This window comes from Marinobacter aromaticivorans (assembly GCF_002806975.1).
Lineage (GTDB): Bacteria > Pseudomonadota > Gammaproteobacteria > Pseudomonadales > Oleiphilaceae > Marinobacter > Marinobacter aromaticivorans.
Genome location: NZ_NIHD01000002.1, coordinates 357982 through 383108, shown reverse-complemented (window position 1 = coordinate 383108; position 25127 = coordinate 357982). Strand labels below are relative to the sequence as shown.

The 25127-nt window shown below is 58.2% G+C and carries 21 protein-coding genes and 1 pseudogene; 14 read left to right on the top strand and 8 right to left on the bottom strand.

Annotated features, from left to right (window positions below):
• Positions 1 to 7: 7 nt before the first annotated feature.
• The 4 genes from CDH48_RS04580 (at position 8) to hrpB (ending at position 5475) form a co-directional block, all read left to right on the top strand.
• The gene (locus CDH48_RS04580) at positions 8 to 1090 is read left to right on the top strand and encodes a COX15/CtaA family protein (RefSeq protein ID WP_100687669.1); all 1083 of its coding nucleotides are present in this window, start codon (positions 8 to 10) and stop codon (positions 1088 to 1090) included.
• Entirely contained in the window at positions 1087 to 2007 is a 921-nt protein-coding gene (gene cyoE, locus CDH48_RS04575) for a heme o synthase (RefSeq protein ID WP_100687539.1), read from the top strand. The genes CDH48_RS04580 and cyoE overlap by 4 nt, the downstream gene beginning before the upstream one ends.
• Positions 2008 to 2151: 144 nt before the next feature.
• Positions 2152 to 2823, top strand: a complete 672-nt coding sequence (locus CDH48_RS04570; RefSeq protein WP_100687538.1) for an SCO family protein — start codon at positions 2152 to 2154, stop codon at positions 2821 to 2823.
• 153 nt (positions 2824 to 2976) lie between these two features.
• A complete protein-coding gene (gene hrpB, locus CDH48_RS04560; protein ID WP_100687537.1) occupies positions 2977 to 5475 on the top strand; it encodes an ATP-dependent helicase HrpB in 2499 nt (832 codons plus the stop codon).
• Here the strand turns inward: hrpB and CDH48_RS04555 are convergent.
• Both CDH48_RS04555 and CDH48_RS04550 read right to left on the bottom strand, forming a co-directional pair.
• Entirely contained in the window at positions 5429 to 6292 is an 864-nt protein-coding gene (locus CDH48_RS04555) for a translation initiation factor eIF-2B (RefSeq protein ID WP_100687536.1), read from the bottom strand. The genes hrpB and CDH48_RS04555 overlap by 47 nt on opposite strands.
• Before the next feature lie 80 nt (positions 6293 to 6372).
• Positions 6373 to 6741, bottom strand: coding sequence for a DUF6746 family protein (locus CDH48_RS04550; RefSeq protein ID WP_188437661.1), 369 nt, complete (start codon positions 6739 to 6741; stop codon positions 6373 to 6375).
• Between the two features lie 159 nt (positions 6742 to 6900).
• Between CDH48_RS04550 and CDH48_RS04545 the strand changes: the two genes are divergently transcribed.
• Entirely contained in the window at positions 6901 to 7719 is an 819-nt protein-coding gene (locus CDH48_RS04545; RefSeq protein WP_100687535.1) for an ATP-grasp domain-containing protein, read from the top strand.
• 16 nt (positions 7720 to 7735) lie between these two features.
• Here CDH48_RS04545 and CDH48_RS19355 read toward each other — a convergent pair whose 3' ends face one another.
• Positions 7736 to 7810 carry a hypothetical protein gene (locus CDH48_RS19355; RefSeq protein WP_406564986.1) on the bottom strand — a complete coding sequence of 25 codons (75 nt, stop codon included), beginning with the start codon at positions 7808 to 7810 and terminating at the stop codon, positions 7736 to 7738.
• A 20-nt stretch (positions 7811 to 7830) separates the two neighbouring features.
• Positions 7831 to 7911: pseudogene (locus CDH48_RS19695) on the bottom strand (fatty acid cis/trans isomerase); the annotation flags it as partial.
• Between the two features lie 177 nt (positions 7912 to 8088).
• Here CDH48_RS19695 and CDH48_RS04540 point away from each other — a divergent pair.
• On the top strand, positions 8089 to 9264 hold the full coding sequence (locus CDH48_RS04540) for a type III PLP-dependent enzyme (protein ID WP_100687534.1): 1176 nt from the start codon (positions 8089 to 8091) through the stop codon (positions 9262 to 9264).
• A 143-nt stretch (positions 9265 to 9407) separates the two neighbouring features.
• On the opposite strand, the gene CDH48_RS04535 is transcribed toward CDH48_RS04540, so the two are convergent.
• The 4 genes from CDH48_RS04535 to CDH48_RS04520 are packed head-to-tail and all read right to left on the bottom strand — an operon-like array spanning position 9408 to position 13903.
• Positions 9408 to 10589, bottom strand: coding sequence for an MFS transporter (locus CDH48_RS04535; RefSeq protein WP_188437663.1), 1182 nt, complete (start codon positions 10587 to 10589; stop codon positions 9408 to 9410).
• A 27-nt stretch (positions 10590 to 10616) separates the two neighbouring features.
• Positions 10617 to 11012 (bottom strand): ectoine synthase, encoded by a 396-nt coding sequence (locus tag CDH48_RS04530; RefSeq protein ID WP_100687532.1) that lies wholly within the window; start codon positions 11010 to 11012, stop codon positions 10617 to 10619.
• Between the two features lie 51 nt (positions 11013 to 11063).
• Positions 11064 to 12494, bottom strand: a complete 1431-nt coding sequence (locus CDH48_RS04525) for a GTPase/DUF3482 domain-containing protein (protein ID WP_100687531.1) — start codon at positions 12492 to 12494, stop codon at positions 11064 to 11066.
• On the bottom strand, positions 12491 to 13903 hold the full coding sequence (locus CDH48_RS04520; protein WP_100687530.1) for a DUF2868 domain-containing protein: 1413 nt from the start codon (positions 13901 to 13903) through the stop codon (positions 12491 to 12493). The genes CDH48_RS04525 and CDH48_RS04520 overlap by 4 nt, the downstream gene beginning before the upstream one ends.
• 87 nt (positions 13904 to 13990) lie before the next feature.
• Between CDH48_RS04520 and CDH48_RS04515 the strand changes: the two genes are divergently transcribed.
• The 8 genes from CDH48_RS04515 to CDH48_RS04480 all read left to right on the top strand — a co-directional run bounded on the left by CDH48_RS04515 (position 13991) and on the right by CDH48_RS04480 (position 24714).
• Positions 13991 to 14350 carry a DUF6164 family protein gene (locus CDH48_RS04515; protein WP_100687529.1) on the top strand — a complete coding sequence of 120 codons (360 nt, stop codon included), beginning with the start codon at positions 13991 to 13993 and terminating at the stop codon, positions 14348 to 14350.
• 337 nt (positions 14351 to 14687) lie between these two features.
• Positions 14688 to 16793: a 3-hydroxybutyrate oligomer hydrolase family protein gene (locus CDH48_RS04510; protein ID WP_100687528.1), complete on the top strand. Its 2106-nt coding sequence runs from the start codon at positions 14688 to 14690 to the stop codon at positions 16791 to 16793.
• Positions 16794 to 16929: 136 nt separating this feature from the next.
• Positions 16930 to 18342 carry a sigma-54 interaction domain-containing protein gene (locus tag CDH48_RS04505; protein ID WP_100687667.1) on the top strand — a complete coding sequence of 471 codons (1413 nt, stop codon included), beginning with the start codon at positions 16930 to 16932 and terminating at the stop codon, positions 18340 to 18342.
• Positions 18343 to 18667: 325 nt separating this feature from the next.
• On the top strand, positions 18668 to 19753 hold the full coding sequence (locus tag CDH48_RS04500) for a TRAP transporter substrate-binding protein (protein ID WP_100687527.1): 1086 nt from the start codon (positions 18668 to 18670) through the stop codon (positions 19751 to 19753).
• Between the two features lie 80 nt (positions 19754 to 19833).
• Complete coding sequence (locus tag CDH48_RS04495; RefSeq protein WP_100687526.1) at positions 19834 to 20451, top strand: TRAP transporter small permease subunit; 618 nt, start codon at positions 19834 to 19836, stop codon at positions 20449 to 20451.
• Positions 20452 to 20468: 17 nt separating this feature from the next.
• Complete coding sequence (locus tag CDH48_RS04490; RefSeq protein ID WP_100687525.1) at positions 20469 to 21839, top strand: TRAP transporter large permease; 1371 nt, start codon at positions 20469 to 20471, stop codon at positions 21837 to 21839.
• Between the two features lie 87 nt (positions 21840 to 21926).
• The gene (locus CDH48_RS04485) at positions 21927 to 22706 is read left to right on the top strand and encodes a 3-hydroxybutyrate dehydrogenase (RefSeq protein WP_100687524.1); all 780 of its coding nucleotides are present in this window, start codon (positions 21927 to 21929) and stop codon (positions 22704 to 22706) included.
• A 16-nt stretch (positions 22707 to 22722) separates the two neighbouring features.
• The gene (locus CDH48_RS04480; protein ID WP_100687523.1) at positions 22723 to 24714 is read left to right on the top strand and encodes an acetoacetate--CoA ligase; all 1992 of its coding nucleotides are present in this window, start codon (positions 22723 to 22725) and stop codon (positions 24712 to 24714) included.
• The last annotated feature ends 413 nt before the right edge of the window (positions 24715 to 25127 follow it).

Genomic DNA, 25127 nt, shown 5'->3' with positions numbered 1-25127 from the left:
CAGAGCCATGGTTAACTGGGCGACATTTGCTGTGCTGCTCGCCGCTGTGGTGATCATGCTGGGTGCCTGGACACGGTTAGTGGACGCAGGCCTCGGCTGCCCGGACTGGCCGGGATGTTACGGCTTCATCACCGTGCCCCAGAGTGAGACGCACATTGCCATCGCCAATGCCCGGTTCCCGGATACGCCGGTAGACGTTGCCAAAGGCTGGCCTGAAATGATTCATCGCTACGCCGCCGGAACGCTGGGGCTGGTGGTGTTTGGCCTGGCAGCCAGTGCCGTGAGACAGCGCCGGAGCGGTGTACCCGTGAAGTTGCCCCTGTTTATTGCCGGCTTTATTCTGCTGCAGGGGGCTTTCGGCATGTGGACAGTCACCCTGAAACTCTGGCCCCAGGTGGTTGCCCTGCATCTGCTCGGAGGTTTTACAACGCTCAGCCTGCTGACTGTGCTGATGCTCCGGCTCCGGAAGTTTGCAGGCGAGCGCAACAACCCGGCAACCCGATTGCCGAAGGCATCAGCAAAACCGGGCGGGTCGCTTGCCGTCACGAACCTCAGCCCCTGGCTGTACGCTGGTCTGTTGCTCATTGTCATGCAGATCGCGCTGGGCGCCTGGACTGCGGCCAATTACGCCGCCGTAGCCTGTACAGACCTGCCGACCTGTCAGGGTCAGTGGTGGCCCGAGGGCATGGATTTCCGGCATGGTTTTGATATCACACAACACGTTGGCCCGAATTATCTGGGTGGGCAACTCACGGCGGATGGGCGGGTAGCCATACACGTTACCCACCGGGTGGGCGCTTTGGTTGTGCTGGCCTATTTTTGCGTTTTGCTGCCACTACTCCGGCGCCGTAGCCCGGCGCTGCGCGGGCCAGTCCGGCTGGTTGCTGCGGCGCTGGCAGCGCAGATCACCCTGGGGCTTGCCAACATTCTGTTCCATATTCCGCTGCCGGTTGCAGTCGCCCACAACGCCATGGGCGCCGGGCTGCTGCTGTCGGTGATTTACCTGATCTGGCAGCACCACCTGCTGCCGCAGGCAAAGAGTGTAAAAGCAACACACACAACAACAGTACATCAGGAGGTTACGGCATGAGAGAGCGAGTGGATGTACTGCCGGCCCAGCGAGTTTCCCGCCATTCCGCACGCGCAATATCCTGGCGCGACTACCTGGAGTTGACCAAGCCCAGGGTCGTCGCCCTGATGATTCTGACATCCGTTATTGGCATGCTACTGGCCACCACCGGGCTTCCCGGCCCGGGTGTGCTGATCTGGGGCAATCTGGGCATCGCCTTCCTTGCAGGAGCCGCCGCCGTCGTCAATCATGTGGTGGATCAGAAGATCGACACTGTGATGGCCCGCACCCGCAAGCGCCCGGTGGCTACCGGCAAGATTACACCGGCAGAAGCGATTACTTTTGCCACACTGCTGGCCAGCGTTGGCATGGTGGTGCTCATGTGGCAGGTGAACCACCTCACTGCCTGGTTAACGCTGGCTTCCCTGGTGGGCTATGCTGGTGTTTACACGCTGTTCCTGAAGCGGGCAACGCCCCAGAATATCACCATCGGCGGCCTCGCCGGTGCCATGCCGCCCCTGTTGGGCTGGACAGCCGTAACCGGCCAGGTAGAAGGCCATGCGCTGTTACTGGTACTGATCATCTTCGCCTGGACCCCGCCGCACTTCTGGGCGCTGGCCATTCATCGCAAAGAAGAATACGCTAAAGCCGGCATCCCCATGCTGCCCGTGACCCACGGCAACAAATACACCGAACTGCACATTGTGCTGTACACCCTCATATTGCTGGCGGTCAGCCTGCTACCTTTTGTCACAGGCATGTCCGGCTGGATATACCTGGCTGGTGCTCTGGCTTTGGGCCTGCGCTTTCTCCAGTACGCAATACGCTTGCTGAAAGGCGACGACCGCCGAGTGGCACTCAACACCTTCAAATACTCCATCACTTACCTGATGGCGCTGTTTGTGGTACTCCTTGTGGATCATTACGTGTTTTTCTGACTCGGTGCAGACGCGCCAGCAGGAGGGGGTGCCTTTTCTTCCGGGAAAAACAACTCGCTGCGCTCAGACATCTTTTTCCCTGCAAAAAAGGCACCCCCTCCTGCTGGCGCTGCGATACCGCAGAGTTTTCTGATAGGAGCAATGATGAATCGTTCAGTTCGGGTGACGTTGTTCGTACTTCTGCTGCTGGTCGTGCTGGTGTTTGGACTGGTGGTAGGCCGACAGGTATTTCTGGTGGGCAGCGGGGAGCCAATGCCGGCTCCGGATCTGGCTGAAATGAATACCTATGTTTATGACCAGCCACGGCCACTGGCAGAATTCACGCTTACCAACGAAAACGGCGAAACAGTCACCCGGGAAAGCCTGCGGGGCCGATGGACGTTTGCGTTTGTCGGCTACACCAACTGCCCGGATATCTGCCCGGCGGCCATGGCTAATCTGCGGCGTACGGACAAGTTGTTATCGAAAGAACTGCCACAACCGGATTACCTGCTGATCACCGCCGACCCCGAACATGACACCCCTGGTAAGCTCAAGGACTATACCGCCTTCTTCGGCGAAAACTTCCACGGCCTGACCGGCGACCTGGAAACCCTGCGGGAGTTGGCCAAGAGCCTCAGTGCCGTGTTCGTTCATCGGGAAGTGGACGGTGAGTTACTGGTGGACCACAGCGGCCATTTTGCCCTTGTAAACCCCGACGGCCAGTTGGCTGCACTGATACAGCCGCCGCACAATCCAGAGCAACTGGCAGAGGCCTTCGAGCGCATTTACCAGTGGGCAAAAGCCAATCGTGAGAATGCCCGTACTGAAGCTTAATTTTCTGATCCCGCTTACCGGCGTACTGGCTGCTGTAATCGTGCCCGGCGCCACAGGCCTGCTGCTCTGCGCCGCCGTGGTGGCGCTTTGCGGTTTCACTCAAGTGATTGATCCCTGGCACATTGATTGCGAACCAAGGCCAAAGCAAAAAACGTGCTCCCAATAGACCATATCCTCCCAGAGTTGAAACAAGCTCTGGAGCAAGCCAGCACGGTCCTGCTGCAGGCACCCCCGGGCGCCGGCAAGACCACAAGGGTGCCCCTGGCGCTGCTGGATGCCCCCTGGCTGCAGGGCAAAAAAATCCTGATGCTTGAACCAAGGCGGCTGGCGGCCCGCTCGGCGGCCAGGTTTATGGCCTCGCAACTGGGTGAAAAGCCCGGGCAAACCGTGGGTTACCGCACGCGACTGGATACCAGAATTTCTGCTACCACACGCATAGAAGTAGTCACCGAAGGCATTCTCACCCGGCTGATCCAGAGTGATCCCATGCTGGAAGACTACGCCGCCGTCCTCTTTGATGAATTTCATGAAAGGTCCCTTCAGGCCGATCTCGGGCTGGCCCTGGTGCGGGAAACACAGGAGGCACTGCGGGAAGATCTGCGGGTACTGGTGATGTCTGCCACGCTGGATACCGCACCCATTGCCCGGCTGCTCGGAGATGTGCCCGTTCTGAATAGCGAAGGGCGAGCCTTTCCCGTGGAGGTATGCTATCGCCCGGCGCCAGTCAGACAACGCAATCCACGGCTGGTGGATCAGGTGGTGGCTGTGGTTACCGAAGCCCTGGAACAGCAGCCGGGTTCAGTGCTGGTGTTTCTCCCGGGAGCCCGAGAGATTCAGCGGGTGGCTCAGGCCCTGGCCGGGCATGTGGCCCCGAATGTTGTCATTGCCCCCCTGTTTGGCAACCTCAAAGCCGCAGCACAGGATCAGGCCATTGCACCGGCCACAGCGGGCACCCGCAAAGTGGTACTGGCCACCGCCATTGCTGAAACCAGCCTCACTATTGAGGGTGTGCGCGTAGTGGTGGATAGCGGCCAGCAGCGCCGTGCCGTGTTTGACCCCAACAGCGGCATGACACGGCTGGTTACCGGCCGGGTATCCAAGGCCTCCGCAGAGCAACGCAAAGGCCGCGCAGGCCGGGTGGAACCGGGCGTGTGTTACCGGTTGTGGAGCGAGTCGGAGCACTATGGGCTGGCGGAGTTTACGCCTCCGGAGATTCGCGAAGCCGATCTGGCGCCACTGGTGCTTGAACTGGCCCAGTGGGGTGCCCGAACGCCGGATAACCTGGTATGGATCGACCCGCCGCCCCCGGCTCACTGGCAACAGGCCGTGGAGCTGCTGCAGTGGCTGGATATGCTGGACGATGATGGCGCCATTACCGAACACGGAAAATCGGTCCGGGCACTGGGCATTCACCCGCGGCTGGCGCACATGGTCATTGTGGGGCGATCGCTTGGCTTGGGCCGGCTGGCGGCTGAACTGGCGGCATTGCTGGAAGACCGGGATTTGCTGGGGCCCGGTGCCGGTGCTGATATGCATGAGCGGGTTCGCGTACTCTATGGTGAGCGTGGCGCCCAACGCGCGGATCCGCAACGGCTTCAGGCATTACGGAAACAGGCAAAGCGCTTGTCAGCATCCGACGCTCATGGAAAAAGCGAACAGGAAACTACGCCAACGGCCTCAGAAGTCGGGCGTTTGTTGGCACTCGCTTACCCCGATCGAGTTGGTAAGAGACGCCCCGGCACCATACCGCGCTACCAGCTCAGTAATGGCAAAGGCGCCCTGTTGCGGGACGACGACGGTCTGGCACGGCACGAATGGCTGGTGGCAGCCGACCTGGACGGCAAGGCAAGAGAAGCAAGGATCTATCTGGCAGCGCCGGTGGATCTGCCGACTCTGGAAACCGATCTGGCGGCCCATATAAGCGAGCAGGACGAGGCGGAATGGGATGATAAACGCGGGACGGTCGTGGCTCGAAAAACCCGCCGTTTGGGGGCGTTGCTCCTTGCCGGGAAACCGCTGGCAAAACCCTCACCGGAGCTGATTCAGCAGGGTATTCTGGCTGCGATCAGGCGTAAAGGGCTGGACAGCCTGCCATGGACCCCCGCTACCCGGCAGTGGCAGGCAAGGGTCGCGTTGCTGGCCAGACACTATCCCGGCCAGTGGCCGGATGTCAGTGAGCAAGCCTTGGCGGCGTCTCTGGAAGATTGGCTGGCGCCCTTTCTGGGCGGCATAGAGCGCTGGTCTGATCTTGCCAGGCTGAACCTGCAGAATGCCCTGAACAGCCTGCTGGATTATCCGCAACAGAAGCAGTTAGCGGAACTTGCCCCTGTTGCTCTGACCATTCCCACCGGCAGCTCCGTAACCCTGGATTACACAGCCGAGAACGGCCCGGTGCTGGCGGCCAAGTTACAGGCGTTATTTGGATGGACCAACACGCCGGTGGTGGCTGGCGGCCGGTTACCGGTGCTGATCCATCTGCTTTCGCCAGCCCGAAGGCCGCTGGCGGTCACGGCAGATCTGGCAAGTTTCTGGTCTAACGTATACCCGCAAGTGCGTAAAGATAACCGTGGCCGTTACCCCAAACACCCCTGGCCTGAGGATCCGTTTACCGCAGAGGCCCGGCAGGGAACGAAAAAACGCCCGCTTCGCTGACCCGGCCCGAAAGCAGATGTGTGGGAATGGTTTCAAAGTAGACGTTGCGGACGGTGATGTGTTGCCCTGCGGGTGCCCCAAGCTCACTCCGGGGCATTTCTTCAAGTACAACGGTTTGGCTGGTGGCTGAACTGTCCTTGAATGTGTCCGCCAGCACCCAGCAGGGCTTTGCCTGAGCCCGGGCCGCCAGAGCCATCAGATAGGTACCGCTTTTATTGACGAAGGCCCCGTCGCTGAGCCACGTGTCGCAGCCACACACCACCATGTCTGCCTGGGCCATGAACAGCCCCAGCTGGGCATCCGTAATCAGGGTAACCCCGATACCCAGATCATCCAGTTGGCGGGCCAGTGCAAAGCCCTCGTTTCCCGGGCTGCTTTGGGTACAGATTACCGAAAATGACTGACGTTGTTCGCTGAGCCGCCGGAACAGGGAAAATACCTGGGAACTGTTGCTGTGTGTCATGAGAACAGCACCCGGCGAAACCAGTTCTGTGGCATGTTTTGCGGTCTGTGTCTGGGCGCTCTGTAGTTGCTGAAGCACCTGGCGAATCACCGGGCGGGCATGGGCGCTTACAGGTGTTGTGTCGGTGCTGGCCTCAAGCCCCTGCCGGCAACGGGAAATGGCGTTGCCCAAGGGCACCATGCTGGGCCGTGCAGCGTGCAGACCCGTCAGGACATCATTGAGCTCGCCCGCTCCAACCTCTTTTGCATCGAGCCACTGGCACAGCGACGCCAAAGTCTGGACGGCAAGCTGTGCTGCGCCTGATTGGTGATCATCTCGCACCTGCTGAAGGATTTTCTGTGCCTGTGGGTCCATAAACCACCTCTGAACAGGCCGTACCGGAACAGCCTGAACAGAGGTTAGCAGAGATTGCGAGACGTGTGTTTGTGCAGTCGTTACCGAACTATTTTGCGGCTGTCGCTGAGGTACTGCTTGCCGGCAGAGCGCACGGTGTCCGGATCAGCGTGCTCGGATGCCTTATGGACTTTCTCGAGGGTGTCCTCAAGTTCGTCAATTTCATCGTCCAGCTTCTTCAGGGCGTTTTCCAGCGTGTAGGTGAGCTGGTGCACTTCGTTCATGGCTTCCAGGCCCAGTTCACCGGCCAGCATATCCTCCAGTCTGTTGTTGTACTCCGAGAAATTGGCAACGGCTTGCTCCAGCGTGTTTGCCGGCTTGCCTTTGAAATGATCGCCTTCGCTGGCGAAAGCAGGCACAGCGAACAGCAGGGAGGCAGCAACAGCGGTAAGGTTGCGAACGATTGTCATGGTAAGGCTCCGTGGAAGTTAATGCATAATGTAATGCGAATTATTATCAGTTATGTTGTCGGAAACCATGATCTCCGTCAATTTGGTCCACAAAAAACACTTGCGCTAAGGCTAAAACTGCTTAAAAATTGCCCAGTTTTAAGCTGCGCGACCCCGCCCATGAATCTTGTATCGTTCAACGTTTTCCGCACCCTTGGCTTCCCGGACACGACCGTACTGAAGCCGGAGCATTATCTGCAGCATAAGGAATTACTGCGCCAGGCAGACTGGGTGCTGTTCCCGGAATACTGGCAGCTCAATGCGCTGGTGCATGGTTTGAAATGCCGGGTTTTCCCCAGTGTTGCCAGTTACCGCATTGGCCACGACAAGGTGGAAATGACCCGGGCGTTTGAGGCGGTTGCACCGGAACATATCCCCTGGACCATCATCGAAGCCAATGGCATCGAGGAGCGCGAGCACATCTGGAGTGTGATGGCGCTGCCGTTTGTGGCGAAACTGCCTAAAGCGAGCATGGGTGAAGGTGTGTGGCTGATTGAAAACCGGGACGACTGGCACAAATACTGCGACCGCACTGAGGTTCTCTACGTTCAGGAATACCTGCCGCTGGATCGCGACGCGCGCATAGTGGTGGTGGGCGACAAGGTTGTCACCGCCTACTGGCGCACACAGGCAGATCAGGGTTTTTATAACAATGTGTCCAGAGGCGGCAAGATTGATAACAGCCCGGTGCCGGCGGTGATGACGGATCTTGCCCTGCGGCTTGCCCGGGAGTTGGAAGTGGATCACGCCGGTTTCGATATTGCCCTGGTGGAAGGTTATCCGTTTGTGCTGGAATTCAATCGCCTGTTCGGCAATCAGGGACTTGGCCAGGGCAGTGACCTGAAGGATGCCATCCTGGAATACCTGCAACAGCAAAGCGAGCCCCGGGATCCCGGTGGCTCACACACCCCCGAGCCTTCCCGCCCGGTGGCGGTCTGAGCCCGGCGCTCAATCACTAAAGATTCTTGTAACGGTTGATATCAAAGACACCTGCTTGCAGGGGCTGGTGCTCCCGCTGCCAGGCGGTAATGTCGTGGAGAATCTCCCAGAACTGCCGAACACATCAAAGTTCACAACAAGTTCATAGTAGGTACGTTCAAACAGCGGGTAAGGATCATTTAGCCAGCCGGTGACCGCCAGCGGCCTGTCCGCCATTGGAAAGGGAGGCCATTGTTCAAATTATGGGTAGATCTGCTGATATATGCAGGGCAGGAAAAGCCTGATTATCGCGATTCCTGTCGGGGGTTGGTTTGCCCTCGACGCCCGTTATTTGACATGGCTTTATTACCCCGGAGAAAAACACCGTCTATGACCGAGTCAGCCAACGCTAACATCGCCGATTACTACACCGATGAGACCTTCAGCCGGATCAAGGCTTTCGCCGATACTAAGGAAACGCCGTTTGTGGTGATTGATACCGCCACGATTGATCGGCAGTACGACGAGCTGGTGGAAGGTTTCCCCTACGCCAGTGTCTATTACGCGGTAAAGGCCAACCCGGCTCCGCAGATTCTGGCCATGCTGCGGGACAAAGGGGCGAACTTTGATATTGCGTCGGTGTATGAGCTGGAAAAGGTGATGGCGCTTGGGGTGACCGGCGACCGGATCAGCTACGGCAACACCATAAAAAAGGCGCGGGATATCCGCACCTTTTATGAGAAGGGTGTTCGCATGTTCGCCACGGACTCCGAGGCGGATTTGCGTGTTATTGCCAAGGCGGCTCCGGGTGCAAAAATATATGTGCGTATTCTGACCGATGGCACGCAAACGGCTGACTGGCCGCTTTCCCGCAAGTTTGGCTGCGAGAGCGACATGGCCATGGATCTATTGATTCTGGCCCGTGACCTTGGTCTGGTGCCCTACGGCGTGTCCTTCCACGTCGGTTCCCAACAGCGCGAAATCGGCGCCTGGGACTCGGCCCTGAACAAGGTGAAGGTCATTTTCGAGCGCCTGAAAGAAGAAGACGGCATCGAACTGAAAATGATCAACATGGGCGGTGGTTTTCCGGCGAATTACATCAACCGTACTAACGAGCTGGGTGTCTACGCTTCAGAAATCACCCGTTTCCTGAAGGAAGACTTTGGCGACGATCTGCCGGAAATTATTATCGAACCGGGCCGTTCGTTGATTTCCAACGCCGGTGTTCTGGTGAGTGAGGTAGTTCTGATCGCCCGTAAATCCCGTACTGCTTTACACCGTTGGGTGTTTACGGATGTGGGCAAGTTCAATGGCTTGATTGAAACGCTGGATGAAGCGATCAAATTCCCCATCTGGACAGAAAAGAAGGGCGAAGGCGAAGACTGTGTGATTGCCGGGCCAACATGCGACAGTGCCGACATCATGTACGAGCACCACAAATACCCGTTGCCACTGAATCTGGCTATCGGTGACCGTATGTACTGGCTGTCCACTGGTGCCTACACAACAACCTACAGCGCAGTGGAATTTAACGGATTCCCTCCGCTAAAGGATTACTACATCTAAAGTCTGAGGGCCTGCTTCGTTGGGGTGGGCCGCGAAGCGGGGTGTCTTTTCTTCTGGGAAAAACAACTCGCTTCGCTCAGACATCTTTTTCCCGGCAGAAAAAACACCCCGCTCCCCGGCCTTCGGCCATTGGTGGGGGCGCTTTATTGCCGTTGCAGGTTTAGTTTGATTGCTAATGGAGAAACCAGGATTCCGTAGGCAATCATTACGGCAATGGCGTGTTTTATGTCGCCGGTCCAGTCTGAGAGTAAACCGCCCAGCATGGGCACTGTGAAGGCCATGGTGTAGCCCACCAGAAAGTTGCCAGCGGATAGTCTGCCGGTTTCGCTGGCAGGTACCAGCAGTGGTGGTAACGCCACCATCATGATTAGCAGTATGCCAGCGGTGAAGCTCATGAACGTGGCGCTGGCGATTGCCCACCATCCTGTAAACACCAGCAACCCGATTGTTCCCAGCAGGCTGAGTATCAGCATGATGATCAGTGGCGCTTTTTTGCCTACCCAGTAACGGGCCATTTTCAGCATCAGCAGCGAGGCCACCACCTGGGCGAAGTTGTACCAGAACAGGGCTTCGGTGAGGTTGTCGAATTCACCTCTTTGCTCCAGCAGCGCCGCCAGGTAGGCGTTTACGCCGAAAAACAGGGAGCCGGATACGCCAAGTAGTAATCCCAATTTAAGCGTGAGCGGGTTTTTCCAGTCGGGTAGCCAGGCGACTTTGCGAGTAGGCCTCGCCAGGTCCCGTTTGGGCAGGAACAGGGCTGCGGCGACCAAAAGTGCGGGTAGTGACCAGGCCAGCATGGTTGCGCGCCAGCTGTTATCCAGTAGCGGCATGATCACTGGCAGGGTGATACCGGCGCCTATGAATTCGCCCATCAGCATGCCGTTCATGTAGATGGCCGAGCCGAAGGCCAGATGCTTGGACTCCAGCCAGCGCGGCAGCAGTGCCGGTAACGCAGGCTGCATCATGGCGATGCCGAGGCCCATAACCGCGCTGGTGAGCATCAGGGTGACGGTCTCGGGTGCCAGGCCGCGCCCTGCGGAGCCGATGACCATGATGAGCATGGCCAGTGCCAGGGTATTGCGCGGGCCTATGCGGGAGATGGACAGGGAGCCGGGCATGGCGCCTATGGCCAGCATCAGGATCGGCAGGGTGGTCAGGGCGCCGGTGAGGGCCTGGGAGAGTGCCAGTTCGTCGCCGATAAACGGCGCCAGCGGCGGCGCAACCAGTATCGGGATGCGCAGGTAGACCCCCGCCAGCCAGAGCAACACCGCCACCGGCAGCAGGCTTGCTGTCGATGACGGTGTGGTTGTTGCTGCGGATGGCACGGAGTGTTCAGTTGCCGGCAATAACGGTCAGTCTTCGCTGGTATCCGGCAGGTAGGCGCCGTCTTCGTCGTGTACTTCCAGCCCGGTAACGGGTGGATTGAACGCGCAGATCAGGCGCATATCTTCGGTACCGCCGCGCAGGATGTGCTTGTCGTGCTTGTCGAGCGCATACAGAGTGCCGTCGGTGATTTCGTGGGTTTCACCCGTTGCAATGTCGGTTATAGAGCCATTGCCTGCAACGCAGTAAACGGCTTCCAGATGATGCTTGTACCAGAAGGTGTGCTCGGAGCCGGCGGGAATGATGGTTTCGTGAAAAGAGAACCCCATGCCGTCTTTTTTTAGCAGCAGGCGGCGACTGGTCCACTGCTGGGCACTGACTTCACGCTCGGTACCGATGATGTCCTGAACTCGTACAATTTTCATGAGCATTCCTCATTTTTGTGATGGAATAGCCATACAGTATAAACACTCATCTCAGGTCCGGTTCAACCGCCAGTCGTCGTAAACTGCCATGCACTGCTCTATGGCAGCATGGAATTTATACTGCTGACTGTCGTCCAGAGGCTGCTGTTTGCGGCATTTGTCGAGAGTTTTCTGGATAACCTGGCGGCTTTTCTTGTCGAGGCCTTCCAGCCAGTGATGATCGGCAGGCTCCAGGTCCAGCAGGTCCCTGCCGGCGTGGTTGCGGTGGCTGATGTGCCACCAGTGGTCCACGGCCCGGCCCAGCACCACGTACCCGAACTGGCTGTCTTGCACAGGGCCGAAAGTGGCGGTCTTCAGGCCGTCCTGAAGCAAGCCGATTTTCAGCATGGGCAGGGCAAACTTGCCGCCGTAAAAATAACTGCCGGCGGCACCAATCAGCCCACCCACCAGCGCGCCGGTACCCAGGGATGACCCCAGCGTCAGGGCGTCCAGCCCTGCACCACCAACGGCACCGGCCCCGAAACCGGCGGTGGCCAGATAACGCCGGCTAACGGCCCAGTGTTTGCGGCTGTCTTCCGAGAACAGGTCATGATCGCTGTGCCATTCCAGCTCGGCTTCCTGTCGCCGGATCTGTTTATGCTGGTACAGATGCTCGATTTCCACCCGTAAGGTCTGTTCCCGCTGGCGCTGGTGCTGGTACCAGCGTTGCCGGAGCTGATCTGCAAGGGTGCTGTCGCTGGTGCCTGCGGCCTGGTCCAGGGTCAGGGTGCGCTTTTCCTGAAACGACATCATGTCTTGCAATGCCGTGGCAATGATTCCCGCTGCCTGGTGGCGGCGTTGCTCACGCTGGGCCGACAAATAATGGGTTGCCTCGTCCAGCGGCTTCTCCCAGTCCGGTTCCAGCTGGCCAAAGGCACGCAAAAGGCTGAGATGTTGCTCAAAAGGGGCGCGAACCGCATCGAACTTGCGCACAACCTGAAAGAACTGGCCCAGCGCGGCCTGCCAGGTGGCACTGTAATCGTCAGGCCCGATACTGTTGATCAGCGCCAGGCTGGGTTGTCCTGTCCAGCGCAGAATGGTCATTTCCGCCTCGTGCTCGCTGCTGTAGGGAACGGAGCCGTCCACCACATAGATGATTCCGGCACCTTCAATCAGCGGTGCCAGCAGTTCACACTCGTCAGTAAAGCGACCGTCGCCCTGGTGTTGCAGCACGAAGGCGCGAACCGTTTCGGCATGGTCGGATGCCGACACACTGTGGGCTTCGAGCCATTCCAGCACCCGGCGCGGGCGCTGGAAGCCCGGGGTGTCTACCAGTGTGTAGAGGATTTTGCCATCCACGCTCAGTGGGTAGGCCTGGCGCTTGCGTGTGGTGCCCGGCTCAAGTGCAATGGCAATGGCATCGTTCTGGGACAGGGTTGCCACCACGCTGGATTTGCCCTTGTTCGGGTGGCCGACAACGGCAAAGGTGGGTGCGGTGCTCATGCCATAACTCCCCCGTCGATATCGGGCAGGGCTCTATGAGCCGGCAGCAGGCTGACGCTCACAAATTCCGGCCCGATACGTTTGGCAAATCTCAGCCACTGCTGAACCTGATGCGCATCGGGCTCGTGGTCGAGGCGGATTGCCAGCGGCACCAGGGCAATTTGCGCGCCTTTCGGCCAGAGTTCTTTTGCGTTGGCAAGAAAGTCCTCCAGTTCCCCGGTGGGTGGTTCCCAGCTGCGGGTAACCAGAAGAACGGAGCGCCAAGGCTGCTGCTCCAGCTCTGCGGCTACCTGCTCCAGTGTCTGCCGGTCCCGGGCCAGAGACATCCTGCCGCCGGCGCTGGCAATCAGTGTCTTGCCAGCGCTGAGGGTATCCGGCAGTTCAGGCTCGCCGGCACCGGCCCAGCACAGCAGGATGCGGGATTCCGGCAGTGGCTGCAGCTGGAGTTGTGTTTCCGTTTCTGGCAGGTCGGAGGCGTCGCTGTGTTCGTTGCCGGTATCCAGGGCTGGTGTTTCCATCCGGTACATCAAGGCACGCATGCCCGGGTGGCTGGCCAGCAGTTGCCGGGCTTTGTGCCGGATCAGTATGCCCGCCAGCAAGGCAAGAACCACCCTGGGCAGCAGCGCCCAGGTGCTCCAGAGCATGGCGATGAAAGGCCACCACTGGCCCCAGCGTGCCGGGTTCATGCTGCCCTCGCCTGCGCCGGCACGGAAAAACCGGGTGGCTTCTACAAGCGCCAGATCTGGTGCGGCAGCCGGCCAGAGCCAGGCCCAGGGCGTTGCGACTGCGGCAATCAGGCTGTGATAGCGGCTGGCATCGGTTTCCAGGGTGGTGCTCCAGCCAAAGGCAAGATCCTGCAGCACCACCATAACCAGGAGGGTTGCCAGGCCGGTGAGCGCAAAACACAGTCCGCCAAGGTGTGCGGCCCGTGCCATGAGCACCGGTTGCAGTTTTAACGCGACGCCAGATTCCGGATTGTTGCGAAGGCGCCGGAGCAGCGCCCGCCATGGTTGCCAACCCGCCAGGGACTGAACCGTGGTCAGCAACGCCAGTAACAACTGGAAGGCCACGAACGCCAGAATAACCGTGATATTGATGCGCTGGCCGCCATCATAGAACAGCAACCCAAGCATGGTGAGTAAACCGAACACGGAGCCTGCCACCATAAAGCCGCTGTTGATTCGGCGCCAGAAACGCAGGGTGTCCGCCGAGGCAGGTGTGCCTGCGCCCGGGCCGCTCAGATGATTTATATGGGCCAGCCAGCGTTTCGCTGTGGGTTCAACGCCTTGCTGTTCACAGGTCAGTGCAAACTTGCGATCCCGCCGGTGCAGAAATGCCGGCGCCTGGCCTTTGTCTCTCTGGGCGCAGGCATCGAAATCCAGCAGCAGGCGGAGTGGATGATCGGTCATGAACGGTTCCGGTGGTGAATTCGGTGTGTGGCTCTTTGGTGTTAGGATATCGGCATTACCCTGTCCGATACCAGACAACGAGCCTTCATGCCCCACCATCTGATGAATCTGCGCCACGTTCCCGACGACGAAGCCGAGGAAATCCGCGCGCTGTTTGAGGCTCATGAAGTGCGTTATTACGAGACGCCTCCGAGCCGATGGGGTATCAGCATGGGGGGCTTCTGGGTGCACGATGCCGACGAAGCTGCCAGAGCCAGGAGCTTGCTTGCGGAGTATCAGCGCCAGCGGCTGCAAAGCCAGCGAGAAGCCTACGAGGGCCGGCGTTTGCGTGGTGAAGCCGGGGGCGTCTGGCAGATGTTCCGGCACAAGCCTGTCCGCACGCTGGCAGCCTGCCTGGCGATTCTGGTCATAGTTGGCCTGAGCCTGCTGCCGTTTATCCGCATTTGATCGTTATATCTTCCAGCATGACAGATTCAGCCGGTGCATTGTGATGGCTTGCGCTGGATGCCTGTTACTTTTGTAGATTGTCCGCCAATCACGACGGTGTCTGGATTTCAGGACAAACAGTCCGGTCAACGCCTGCAGCAGGGTGTTTCGGCACAAATCCGGATGGTAGCAAGCTTAACGCTGTCCGAAAATCAGGACAGGTTGCTTGCCAGGCAAAAGAAAATACTAAAATAAGCAATAAAAACAAACAGATAAAATTATGGCACAGGATGCGCATAGCGGTTGTTTCGGGTCGTGGTCCCGGCCCGTTCTCAACAACAACAAACAAGGAACGACCATGAAACGTATCATGATCTGTGCGCTGATCGGCGCCACAGGCTTTGGCCTCAGTGCCTGCAACGACAGCAATGACGATAATCCGACCGCCGAAAATCAGATTCCCGGATTTATCCAGGGCGACATCCGGCACACCCGGTACGATGGCATTACCGATGACCTGTTGACGGCAGGTCTGGGCGCGTCCGGCTTGGGCAGTGCCATCGCACCCGCGTTCTCCGATGAGCGTAACCCCTCGCCCCGCGAGCTGCGCCGGCTTGCCATCTACAACAATTACCGCGCGCTGGTGGATACGTCACCGGGTGGCGGTTACGGCGAGTTCTTTGGCCCCGGCGTGGGCAAGAATACCGAAGGGATGATTCCCGGGCATGAGTACATTGCCTATATGACCGTACCGGGCAGCAGCGTTCCCGTTACGGTGATGGCCCAGGTTCCGGACAGTTTTGATCCGCAAAGCCCCTGCATGGTCACCGCGCCTTCTTCCGGTTCCCGGGGTATATACGGTGCGATAGGAACCGCCGGCGAGTGGGGTCTGAAAAAAGGCTGCGCCGTGGTCTATACCGACAAGGGTAGTGGCACGGGTTCGCACAATCTGGACACCAATACGGCCCAGCGCATTGATGGCACGCTCACGGCTGCTGATGAGCCCGTGCAGTTCCGTGCGGAGCTGAGCGATGCTGAGCGCGACGAATTCAATGCCCTCTGGCCCAACCGTTTCGCCTGGAAACACGCCCACTCTAAAGTCAACCCGGAAGCGGACTGGGGGCGCCATGTTCTGCAATCCATAGAGTTCGGGTTCTGGGCCCTCAACGAGCAATTTGCTAACGACAACAACGTTGACCCGATAACGCCTGAGAATACACTGGTTATTGCCTCCAGTGTTTCCAATGGGGGTGGCGCGTCGGTGCGCGCGGCGGAGCAGGATACCAAGGGCCTTATTGATGGCGTGGCGGTGTCCGAGCCCAATGTAAACCCGGTTGTGGATACGCGACTCGCCATAAAGCAGGGTTCGAAGGCGCCAGTAACCCGGCACAGTCGCAGCCTGCTGGAATACACCACGGCTCTGGCGGTATACCAGGGGTGTGCCAATAATGCGCCGTCGATTCGTGATCAGGCGCCTCTGAATAATCTGAATCCCCAAAATGTACGCGACAATATCTGCAACTCGCTGGCCAATAAAGGCCTGGTGGCCGGTGCGGATAACGATGAAAGAGCAGAAGACGCGTTACGAATCCTGAATGAGGAATTCGGTATCCAGCCCGAGCAGAACCTGCTTGCGCCGGTGCATTTTGCCTCCAAGGTTGCCCAGAGTATTTCCATGACCTACGCCAACGCCTATGGCCGCGCGGGTGTCGAAGACCGTGTGTGCGGGCTCAGCTTTGCCGCCACCGACACAGCTGGCGCCGTAACACCGTTTGCACCGGAGAAGGAAGCCGCTGCCTTTGCCACCAGTAACGGTATTCCGCCCACTGCCGGTGTTGATATTGTTTATGACGCGGCTGACGGCCAGCCAACGGCATTGCCAGCCAGTGCGTCTCCAAGCAGCAATCAGGCGGATTATGGTCTGGATGCGTTGCTATGCCTGCATAGCCTGGCGATGGACCGTAACGTGGTTGACGACGCACCTCTGCCCGGAACCGAAGCTGCTCTGGCTAAAGCGATTTCACAGGGTATCAGCGAAATTCGGGCAACCGGCGACCTTCAGGGCAAGCCAGCAGTGTTTGTAACCGGTCGGGCGGACGCCATTCTGCCCATCAACCACACGTCCCGCCCTTACTATGGGCTCAACCAGCGGGTTGAAGGTGCAAACAGTGAGCTCCGCTACTACGAAGTGCTTAATGCCCACCACCTGGACGTTCTGAATGGTTTTCCGGGTATTGGTGACCGCTACGTGCCCTTGCACCATTACTATTTCCAGGCACTGGATCTGGTGTGGGAGCGGTTGACCAACAACACACCACTGCCGCCAAGCCAGGTCGTTCGACCAACGCCACGGCCAGACATAAGCACGCCTCTTGCCTTGGCCAATCTGCCGGTGATAGCACCAGAACCGGCGGAAGGAGACAAGATTCTTCTGGTTGGCGACGAGCTGCGCATCCCCGAATGACCGCTTTTAAGCGCTGCAGTGGCGCGCCCGTTTGCTCACTCCGTAGAGGGGGCCATATACTTCCGACAGAACACCCGGCTTGCCGGGTGTCAGGGCTTTCACTATGAATGATATTGAACCCGGCGGTAAGCGCTACATGACACAGTTGTTTGGTGACCAAAATAAAAGCGGGCTGACCCGGGAGTTGATTGAAGCCCTTTTCCCCATGTTCGAGGAAGCCAGTGCGGGCGCGATTGCCGTTGACAGAGAGTCCCGCATTACCTGGATAAACAGCAGTTACTCTCAGCTTCTCGGCCTCAAAGACCAGGCCAGCGCTATTGGCCGCCCGGTGCGACAGGTGATACCTGAAACCCGCATGCCCGAGGTGGTGGAAACCGGCAAACCCATACTGCTGGATATCATGGAGCATCAGCAACAGCAACTGGTGGTTACCCGACTTCCGTACTACGACGAGGCCGGTGATATTGAGGGCGCCGTGGCGTTTGTGCTCTATGACGATCTGCAACCGCTGACACCGCTGGTCAGTAAATACCGGCGCCTGCATCAGGATCTGGCCGCAGCCCGCAAAGCGCTGGCGAAAACAGCCCGTAGCACCCGGTACAGTCTTGGGGATTTTGTGGGTGCTAGCCCGGGTGCGCTGGAAGTAAAACGCCGGGCGCGGCTGGCCGCCGGGCGGGAGATGGCAGTGCTCTTGCTGGGCGAAACCGGCACCGGTAAAGAGGTGCTGGCACAGGCCATTCACTCTGTATCCAGCCGCGCCGAAAAACCGTTTGTGGGTGTGAACGTGGCTGCCATTCCCGACAACTTGTTGGAGGCGGAGTTTTTTGGCGTTGCCCCGGGCGCCTATACCGGCGCCGACCGAAAGCTGCGGGAAGGAAAGTTTCAGCTGGCGAACGGCGGCACGCTGTTTCTCGATGAAGTGGGCGACATGCCCCTGCCGTTGCAGGCCAAGCTGCTACGGGCCCTGCAGGAAGGAGAAGTGGAACCTCTTGGTTCAAACAAGGTTGTTGCGGTAGATGTCCGGGTTATTGCAGCCACCAGCCGTAATCTTGAAACCATGATTGCCGACGGGAGCTTCCGGTCGGATCTGTATTACCGGCTCAATGTGCTGGAAATCCCCATACCCCCCCTGCGGGAACGCCTGGCCGATATCGGATTGCTGTGTGAAACCCTGCTCTGGGAAATCAGCGAGGGGCTGGATATGCGGGCAGAGATTACCGATGCCGGCGTTGCAGCTCTGGCCAGTTACGACTGGCCGGGGAATATCCGCGAATTACGCAATGTCCTGGAGCGTGCCCTTACCATGAGTGAGGAAGGCGGTGTGTTGGATGCCGATGCCATATTCAAGGTGCTGCCCCGCGCCGGGGGGCGCCCGGCCTCCCAGGCGGCCTCGCGCCCCATCCGCCCGCTGGCAGAAACACTGGCTGCCGCAGAAGCCCAGGCGCTGGAAGACGCACTGGTCGCAAGCCGGGGCAACCGCACCAAGGCTGCCCGGCTACTGGGTATTTCCCGCTCGGTATTCTATGAGAAGCTGGCAAAAATGTCCTGATTTCAGGACAGGTGTCCTGGTATCTGTACAAGTACCTACGACCATAGCCTTAAATTGTCTGATAACCCGGACATTCCGGCATTCGATAATTTACATATATTTACTAACTAAATGATATATAAGGAGAAATTTTTTCTGGCACAATCTCTGCAGTTTCTTGCATGCAGGACGTCAGAACAACGCAGAAAACAAGGCTGGCGCCGAATGTAGGACCCCTGATTTACCCATGCCATTTTTGTTTCTGCGTTGTCTGGCGGAATTTCAGTTCAGGCCTGCCGGGCCATAGAGCTCCGGGCCAACCACAACAACAAGAAGGATCATCTTCATGTCTATCAAGCAAAAGCTATCGGGTTTGACTCTGGGTATTACTGCCGCAGCGTTCATGACAGGCGCTATGGTAAGCAGCAATGCCCTGGCGGCAGAAAAAGTCCGCTGGCAGGTGCCTTTGGCATTTCCGTCACATCTAATAGGCCTCACAACACCGGTCAAACATCTGACAGAGAATCTCAAAACGATTTCCGGTGGCGATATCCAGCTGCGTTACTACGAGCCCAATGAACTTGTTCCGCCGTTTGAAATCATGGATGCCGTAGGCAGTGGCAAGTATCCGGCGGGTTATACCTGGGTAGGCTACGATCAGGGCACCATACCCGCCCTGCCGTTGTACTCCGGCGCCCCGTTCAACATGGAGCCACCGGCGTATCTGGCCTGGTATTACGAAGGTGATGGGCGTGCGTTGCTGGAAGAGATCTACGACAAGCGTAACATCCATCCCATGCTGTGCAGCATTATCGGCCCGGAAGGTGCTGGCTGGTTCGCCAACCCCATCAAAGGTGTTGAAGATTTTGATGGCCTGAAGATCCGCTTTGCCGGCATTGGCGGCAAGGTACTGGAAAAACTCGGTGCCTCGGTAACCATGGTGCCGGGTGGCGAGATTTATCAGGCGCTGGAGCGCAAGACCATCGATGCGACCGAGTTCTCTCAGCCCGCCATCGACAAGATGCTGGGCCTGGATCAGATCATCAAGAATTACATCATGCCCGGCTGGCACCAGACTCTGACAACCTCACACCTGCTGGTTAACAAGGATGTGTGGGAAGGACTTGAGCCACAGAGCCGTGCGCTCATCGAGATGGGCTGCGAATCGGCCACGCTCAAGGGTTTTGCGCAGAGCGAGTGGGCCCAGCCGACGGCACTTCGTGACTACGAAAAAGAAGGCGTAAACGCACAGACGCTGCCCGAGCCTGTACTGCGGGAACTGCAGAAAGTCACCAACGAGGTGCTGGACGAGATCGCTGCCAAGGACGAGATGTTCAATCGCGTACTGACCAGCCAGCGAGAGTTCATGGAACACCACTCCATCTGGCACTCCAATGGCTATCTGCCACGGGATTTCTACAAGTACGACTGATCAACGGATGATGTTCACGGCGGGTAACGGTTGGTCGTTACCCGCATCCTGCCTTGCATCCGGAAAATCCGAGGTTTTTTGTGACTGATACCAATGTCTCCGGGGATAACCAGGCCCCGGCACCTGGCGCTGATTCGTTACCGACCAATGCGCTGTCCTGGCACCTTGACCGATTGGTTGTTGCCGTTGGTCGCCTTGCCTCCTGGCTATGGATAGTCGTGTTGATTGTTATTCTGATCAACGTGTTCTCCCGCTATGCCCTGTCTCAAGGCTCTATTGCCCTTGAAGAGCTGTCCTGGCACCTGTTCGGAACAGCGACCATGCTGACGCTGGGGTACGCGGTTGTGCGGGATGACCACGTGCGGGTGGACGTACTGAAAGAAAAGTTCTCTCCTAAAGCCGAAGCCATTATCGAGCTTCTGGGAATTGTGCTGCTGGCACTGCCCATAATCGCACTGATGATCAGCGCTCTGGTGCCCTATGCCTGGACGGCGTGGATCTACATGGAGCATTCCCAGGCGCCCAGCGGGCTTCCGTACCGGTTTATTTTCAAAAGCATGCTGCCCCTTGGTCTCGTGTTCGTGATGATTGCCCTGGTGTCCCGAGCCACACGCTGCACCACCTTCCTGTTCCGTTTTCCCAGGGCTATTGAGCCTCCCAGTGATGATCGACGCTCCGTCGGCCATCCTCATCCCTGAACCGAGAGGCTAATATCATGGGTATAGAAGCGATTCTTGTTATCGCCATGTTCGCCAGCTTCATGGTGCTGTTGCTGCTGGGCTTCCCGGTTGCCTGGTCCCTGGCGGGTATAGGTCTTGTATTCGGTATCGTCGGCCACGTTATGGTCGAGTACCTGGATTTCCCCTTGTGGTTTACCTGGCAGGGTACTATCGGCGTTCTGGACGCCAGGATTTATGGCATCGTCGCCAATGAACTGATGGTGGCGCTGCCCATGTTTATATTCATGGGCATCATGCTGGATCGATCGGGCATCGCGGAAAAGCTGATGCACAGTCTGGTCAGAGTGCTTGGCGGGTTACGCGGTGGTTATGCGATTACCGTGGTGCTGGTCGGCGTGCTGCTTGCAGCCTCTACCGGGATTGTCGGAGCTTCGGTGGTTTTACTGGGTATGCTGTCCCTCGGGCCCATGATGCAGGCCAACTACAACAAATCACTGGCGGTGGGAACGGCATGTTCCGTCGGAACTCTCGGTATCCTGGTTCCACCGAGCATCATGCTGGTATTGATGGCAGATCGCCTGGGGACGTCGGATGCATCCGTAGGCAAGCTCTTCATGGGGGCGCTGATCCCCGGAGTCATGCTCGCCATGCTCTACATCCTCTACATCATCATCGCCTCCTACATCAAAAAGGACCTGGCACCGGCACCGAAAAACCGACCGCCCCTGGGTGCCCGGGCGTGGTTTGGTGTGTTCTGGGCAATCCTGCCGCCGATGGCACTGATCATTTCTGTGCTTGGCTCCATCTTTTTCGGCATCGCCACAACCACGGAGGCCTCCGCGGTAGGTGCCGGAGGTGCCTTGCTGATGGCTTTTCTCAGCAGGCGCCTCGATATGGAAACCCTGAAGGAGTCTCTTTACCAGACCAGCCGCACCTCGGCCTTCATATTTGGCATTTTTATCGGTGCCACAGTGTTTGCTTCGGTACTGCGCGGACTGGGTGGCGACGAAGTTATTGAAGGTGCCATTACCGGCCTGCCTTTTGGCACCACCGGTGTGCTGCTGACGGTTTTGTTGATCACCTTCCTGCTCGGGTTTTTCCTGGACTGGGTGGAGATTACCCTGATCGTTTTGCCTTTGGTGGCACCGGTGCTGTTCAAAATGGGCGTGGAGCCGGTGTGGTTTGCCATCATGTTTGCCATGTGCCTGCAAACGTCATTCCTGACACCGCCGGTGGGTTTCTCACTGTTCTACATCAAAGGTGTATGCCCACCGGGCATTACCACTCGACACATCTATCTGGGCGTGCTGCCGTTTATTACCCTGCAACTGCTTGCGCTGGCGCTGGTGTTCTGGTTTGAGCCGCTTGCAACCTGGCTGCCCCACGAGGTGTACGGCGGTCCCTGATGCGACGACCTTTTGCAGAGTTCTCTAATCACAATTTCTGATAGCTGTTTAATTATAATTTCTAATAACAACGGGGAGACAAACATCATGCGTCTCGAAGACAGAGTTGCCCTGATCACCGGGGCGGGGCGTGGCATAGGCCGGGCAATCGCAGAACATTATGGCCGTGAAGGTGCCCGTGTTGCTGTTGCGGATCTCACGCTGGAAAGTGCACAGGAAACCGTAAGCGCCATTGAAAAAGCGGGTGGCACGGCCATGGCTCTGGCCATGGACGTAACCGATGAAACTGCGGTTGATGAGGGCGTTGCCGCCATTGTCAGCGCCTGGGGCGGGTTACACATCGCTGTCGCCAACGCCGGCATCCAGCACATAGATCCGGTGCACAAACTGGCTTATGCAGACTGGCGCCGGGTAATGAACGTGCACCTTGATGGCGCGTTTCTGGTTACCCGGGCCGCCCTGAAACAGATGTACGCCAGCGGTGGAGGGACTATGCTCTATATGGGCTCTGTACACTCACTGGAAGCGTCGCCCCTTAAATCCCCGTACGTAGCCGCAAAGCATGGCATGCTGGGGTTGTGTCGGGCAGTGGCCAAAGAAGGCGCAGAGCAGGGTGTGCGCAGCAATATTATCTGCCCGGGCTTTGTAAGAACCCCGCTGGTGGACAAACAGATTCCTGAGCAGGCCAAAGAGCTGGGCCTCTCCGAAGAGGAGGTTATCAGCAAGGTTATGCTGAAAAACACGGTGGACGGCAAGTTCACTACACTGGAAGATGTTTCCGAAATGGCTGTACATCTGGCGGCGTTCCCTTCTGCCGCTCTCACGGGTCAATCGATTGTTGTCAGCCATGGCTGGCACATGCAGTAAGTAACAGGAGCAAAGAATGAGCGTTACCGAGCAGTCCCCGATAGTCTGGTCTCCCTCCGAAGATCTGATGAACAATGCCCGAATGGGGCGTTTCAAGGCCTGGCTGGAAGATCAGGGCTACGGCCCCTTTGCTGACTATCATGCCCTGCATCAGTGGTCGGTTGATGATCTGGAAACCTTCTGGGCGAAAGTCTGGGATTATTGTGGCCTGGTGTCTGAGACGCCGGCCAGCAAGGTGCTGGGCAAGCGGGATATGCCCGGTACCGAGTGGTTCCCGGGGATGAAGCTCAACTTTGCCGCCAACCTGCTGCGATTGGCAGAGGGCGAACATGCCAATCGGGAAGCCATTGTTGCCTACTGCGAAACCCGCCCGGTTCTGCGTCGCACCTACGGTGAACTGAAAGCCGATGCAGGCGCGATGGAAGCATTTCTGCGCAGCAAAGGCATTGCAAAAGGTGACCGGGTGGCCGGTGTTGTCACCAATGGCTACGAAGCCCTCGTTGGCATGCTGGCAGCAACCAGCCTAGGTGCTATCTGGAGTTCTGCTTCGCCGGATTTTGGTATTGGTGCCATTCTTGACCGGTTTGGCCAGATTGAGCCTTCCGCACTGATTGTAGTGAACGGCTATGGCTACGGCGGCAAGACCTTTGCCCGCCAGAAGGATTTTGCCGAACTGATTGCCGGCCTGCCAACCCTCAAGTGTGTTGTCAGTGTTGAGCAGCTCCCGGGCGAACCGCCGGTCCCGGGTGATCTGGTTACGGCATGGGACGAGGCCATCGCATCCGGCGCGGGCCAGGCCCCGTCGTATACTCCGGTCGATCCGGACCACCCTGTCTATATCCTGTACTCCTCCGGCACCACCGGCAAACCCAAGTGCATCGTGCACGGCACCGCCGGCCTGCTGGTAAACCATGCCAAAGAACTCATGCTGCACGGCGACGTGGGCCCGGAAGACCGGTTCCTCTACTTCACCACCTGTGGCTGGATGATGTGGAACTGGCAGGCTTCCGCCCTGCTGACCGGTGCAGCTGTTATCACCGTAGACGGTTCACCCGGCTACCCCAGCCTCAGCTTCCTGTGGGAGACCGTAGCCAAAGAGCGCGTTACCCACTTCGGCACCAGCGCAAGATTCATTGCAGGTTGTCGCAAAGCTGAAATGGCGCCGGCTGAAACCCTGGATCTGAGCAACCTGAGAGTCATTTTCTCAACCGGCTCGCCCCTGCTCCCGGAAGACTACGACTGGGTATACAGCCAGGGCGCACCTGAGGTGCTATTGGGCTCCATAGCCGGTGGCACCGACATCTGCGGCTGCTTTGTAGGCTCCACCCCGCTGCTGCCCGTGCGCCGGGGCGAAATCCAGTGCAGATTTCTGGGTGTCGACGCCGTCGCCTACGGCGACGATGGCAAACCTGTAGACCAGGGCCGTGGCGAACTCGTCTGCCGCCAGCCCTTGCCCTCCATGCCCGTTGCCTTCTGGGACGACCCCGACGGCGAACGCTACCGCGCGGCTTACTTCGACACCTTCCCGGGCGTCTGGGCCCACGGTGACTTCATAGAATTCACCGAACACGGCGGCGCCATCATCTACGGCCGCTCCGACGCCACCCTCAACCCCGGCGGCGTACGCATAGGCACCGCCGAAATCTACCGCCAGGTAGAAACCGAAGCAGCCATCAAAGACAGCCTGGTGGTGGGGCGCCAGATCGAAGGCGACGTGGAAGTTGTGCTGTTTGTAGTACCTGCCGAAGGCCAGGAACTCACCGACGACTTACTGAAACAACTCAAAACCCGAATCCGCAAAGGCGCCAGCCCACGCCACGTTCCCAAACACATAGTTCAGGTGCCGGACATTCCCTACACCCGCAGCGGGAAAAAAGTGGAACTGGCCGTCGCCCGCCTGATCAACGGCTCCAGCAAAGCCGACAACCGCGATGCCCTGGGCAACCCGGAAGCCCTGGACCAGATCCGCGAGCGGCTTGCTGAGGTGGGTCTGTTGCCAAAGATTTAGAGTATTTGTGAGTTATAAGCGCGGATTGATGGGCCGTTCAATTATGGAAGGCTATTAATATGCTCGTGAAGCGCCGGGGTTGATGCCTCCCAAAACTGTGCGGAGCCAGGGATGGCGGAGCCCAAGCGTCACAGGGATGTGCCGTAAGGAGCGTGTTTTGGGAGGCATCAACCCCGGCGCGCTACTCTCAAGCTAGCAGGCTCGCGCATCAAAATGTTAGAAAGTTTCGTAAAATCCCACCATTTGAACGCCCAGTTACCGAAGATCAAGGGTTTTTAGTCCGTTCTTATACTAAGATCGTAACCAGAGATTACAAAAAAATGCTATCTTAGTAGGCCTATTAAAAGTTCCAAAATCAGTCATTGCAAAAGTCAGACGTTCACAAGACGCCGGATCTCGCCATGACCGTCCTG

Excerpts from the sequence above, each read along its gene's own strand:
- CDH48_RS04580 (WP_100687669.1), top strand. The coding sequence starts at position 8 with ATGGTTAACTGGGCGACATTTGCTGTGCTGCTCGCCGCTGTGGTGATC.
- cyoE (WP_100687539.1), top strand. The coding sequence starts at position 1,087 with ATGAGAGAGCGAGTGGATGTACTGCCGGCCCAGCGAGTTTCCCGCCAT.
- CDH48_RS04570 (WP_100687538.1), top strand. The coding sequence starts at position 2,152 with ATGAATCGTTCAGTTCGGGTGACGTTGTTCGTACTTCTGCTGCTGGTC.
- CDH48_RS04555 (WP_100687536.1), bottom strand. The coding sequence starts at position 6,292 with ATGGACCCACAGGCACAGAAAATCCTTCAGCAGGTGCGAGATGATCAC.
- CDH48_RS04550 (WP_188437661.1), bottom strand. The coding sequence starts at position 6,741 with ATGACAATCGTTCGCAACCTTACCGCTGTTGCTGCCTCCCTGCTGTTC.
- CDH48_RS04545 (WP_100687535.1), top strand. The coding sequence starts at position 6,901 with ATGAATCTTGTATCGTTCAACGTTTTCCGCACCCTTGGCTTCCCGGAC.
- CDH48_RS04540 (WP_100687534.1), top strand. The coding sequence starts at position 8,089 with ATGACCGAGTCAGCCAACGCTAACATCGCCGATTACTACACCGATGAG.
- CDH48_RS04530 (WP_100687532.1), bottom strand. The coding sequence starts at position 11,012 with ATGAAAATTGTACGAGTTCAGGACATCATCGGTACCGAGCGTGAAGTC.
- CDH48_RS04525 (WP_100687531.1), bottom strand. The coding sequence starts at position 12,494 with ATGAGCACCGCACCCACCTTTGCCGTTGTCGGCCACCCGAACAAGGGC.
- CDH48_RS04520 (WP_100687530.1), bottom strand. The coding sequence starts at position 13,903 with ATGACCGATCATCCACTCCGCCTGCTGCTGGATTTCGATGCCTGCGCC.
- CDH48_RS04515 (WP_100687529.1), top strand. The coding sequence starts at position 13,991 with ATGCCCCACCATCTGATGAATCTGCGCCACGTTCCCGACGACGAAGCC.
- CDH48_RS04510 (WP_100687528.1), top strand. The coding sequence starts at position 14,688 with ATGAAACGTATCATGATCTGTGCGCTGATCGGCGCCACAGGCTTTGGC.
- CDH48_RS04505 (WP_100687667.1), top strand. The coding sequence starts at position 16,930 with ATGACACAGTTGTTTGGTGACCAAAATAAAAGCGGGCTGACCCGGGAG.
- CDH48_RS04500 (WP_100687527.1), top strand. The coding sequence starts at position 18,668 with ATGTCTATCAAGCAAAAGCTATCGGGTTTGACTCTGGGTATTACTGCC.
- CDH48_RS04490 (WP_100687525.1), top strand. The coding sequence starts at position 20,469 with ATGGGTATAGAAGCGATTCTTGTTATCGCCATGTTCGCCAGCTTCATG.
- CDH48_RS04485 (WP_100687524.1), top strand. The coding sequence starts at position 21,927 with ATGCGTCTCGAAGACAGAGTTGCCCTGATCACCGGGGCGGGGCGTGGC.
- CDH48_RS04480 (WP_100687523.1), top strand. The coding sequence starts at position 22,723 with ATGAGCGTTACCGAGCAGTCCCCGATAGTCTGGTCTCCCTCCGAAGAT.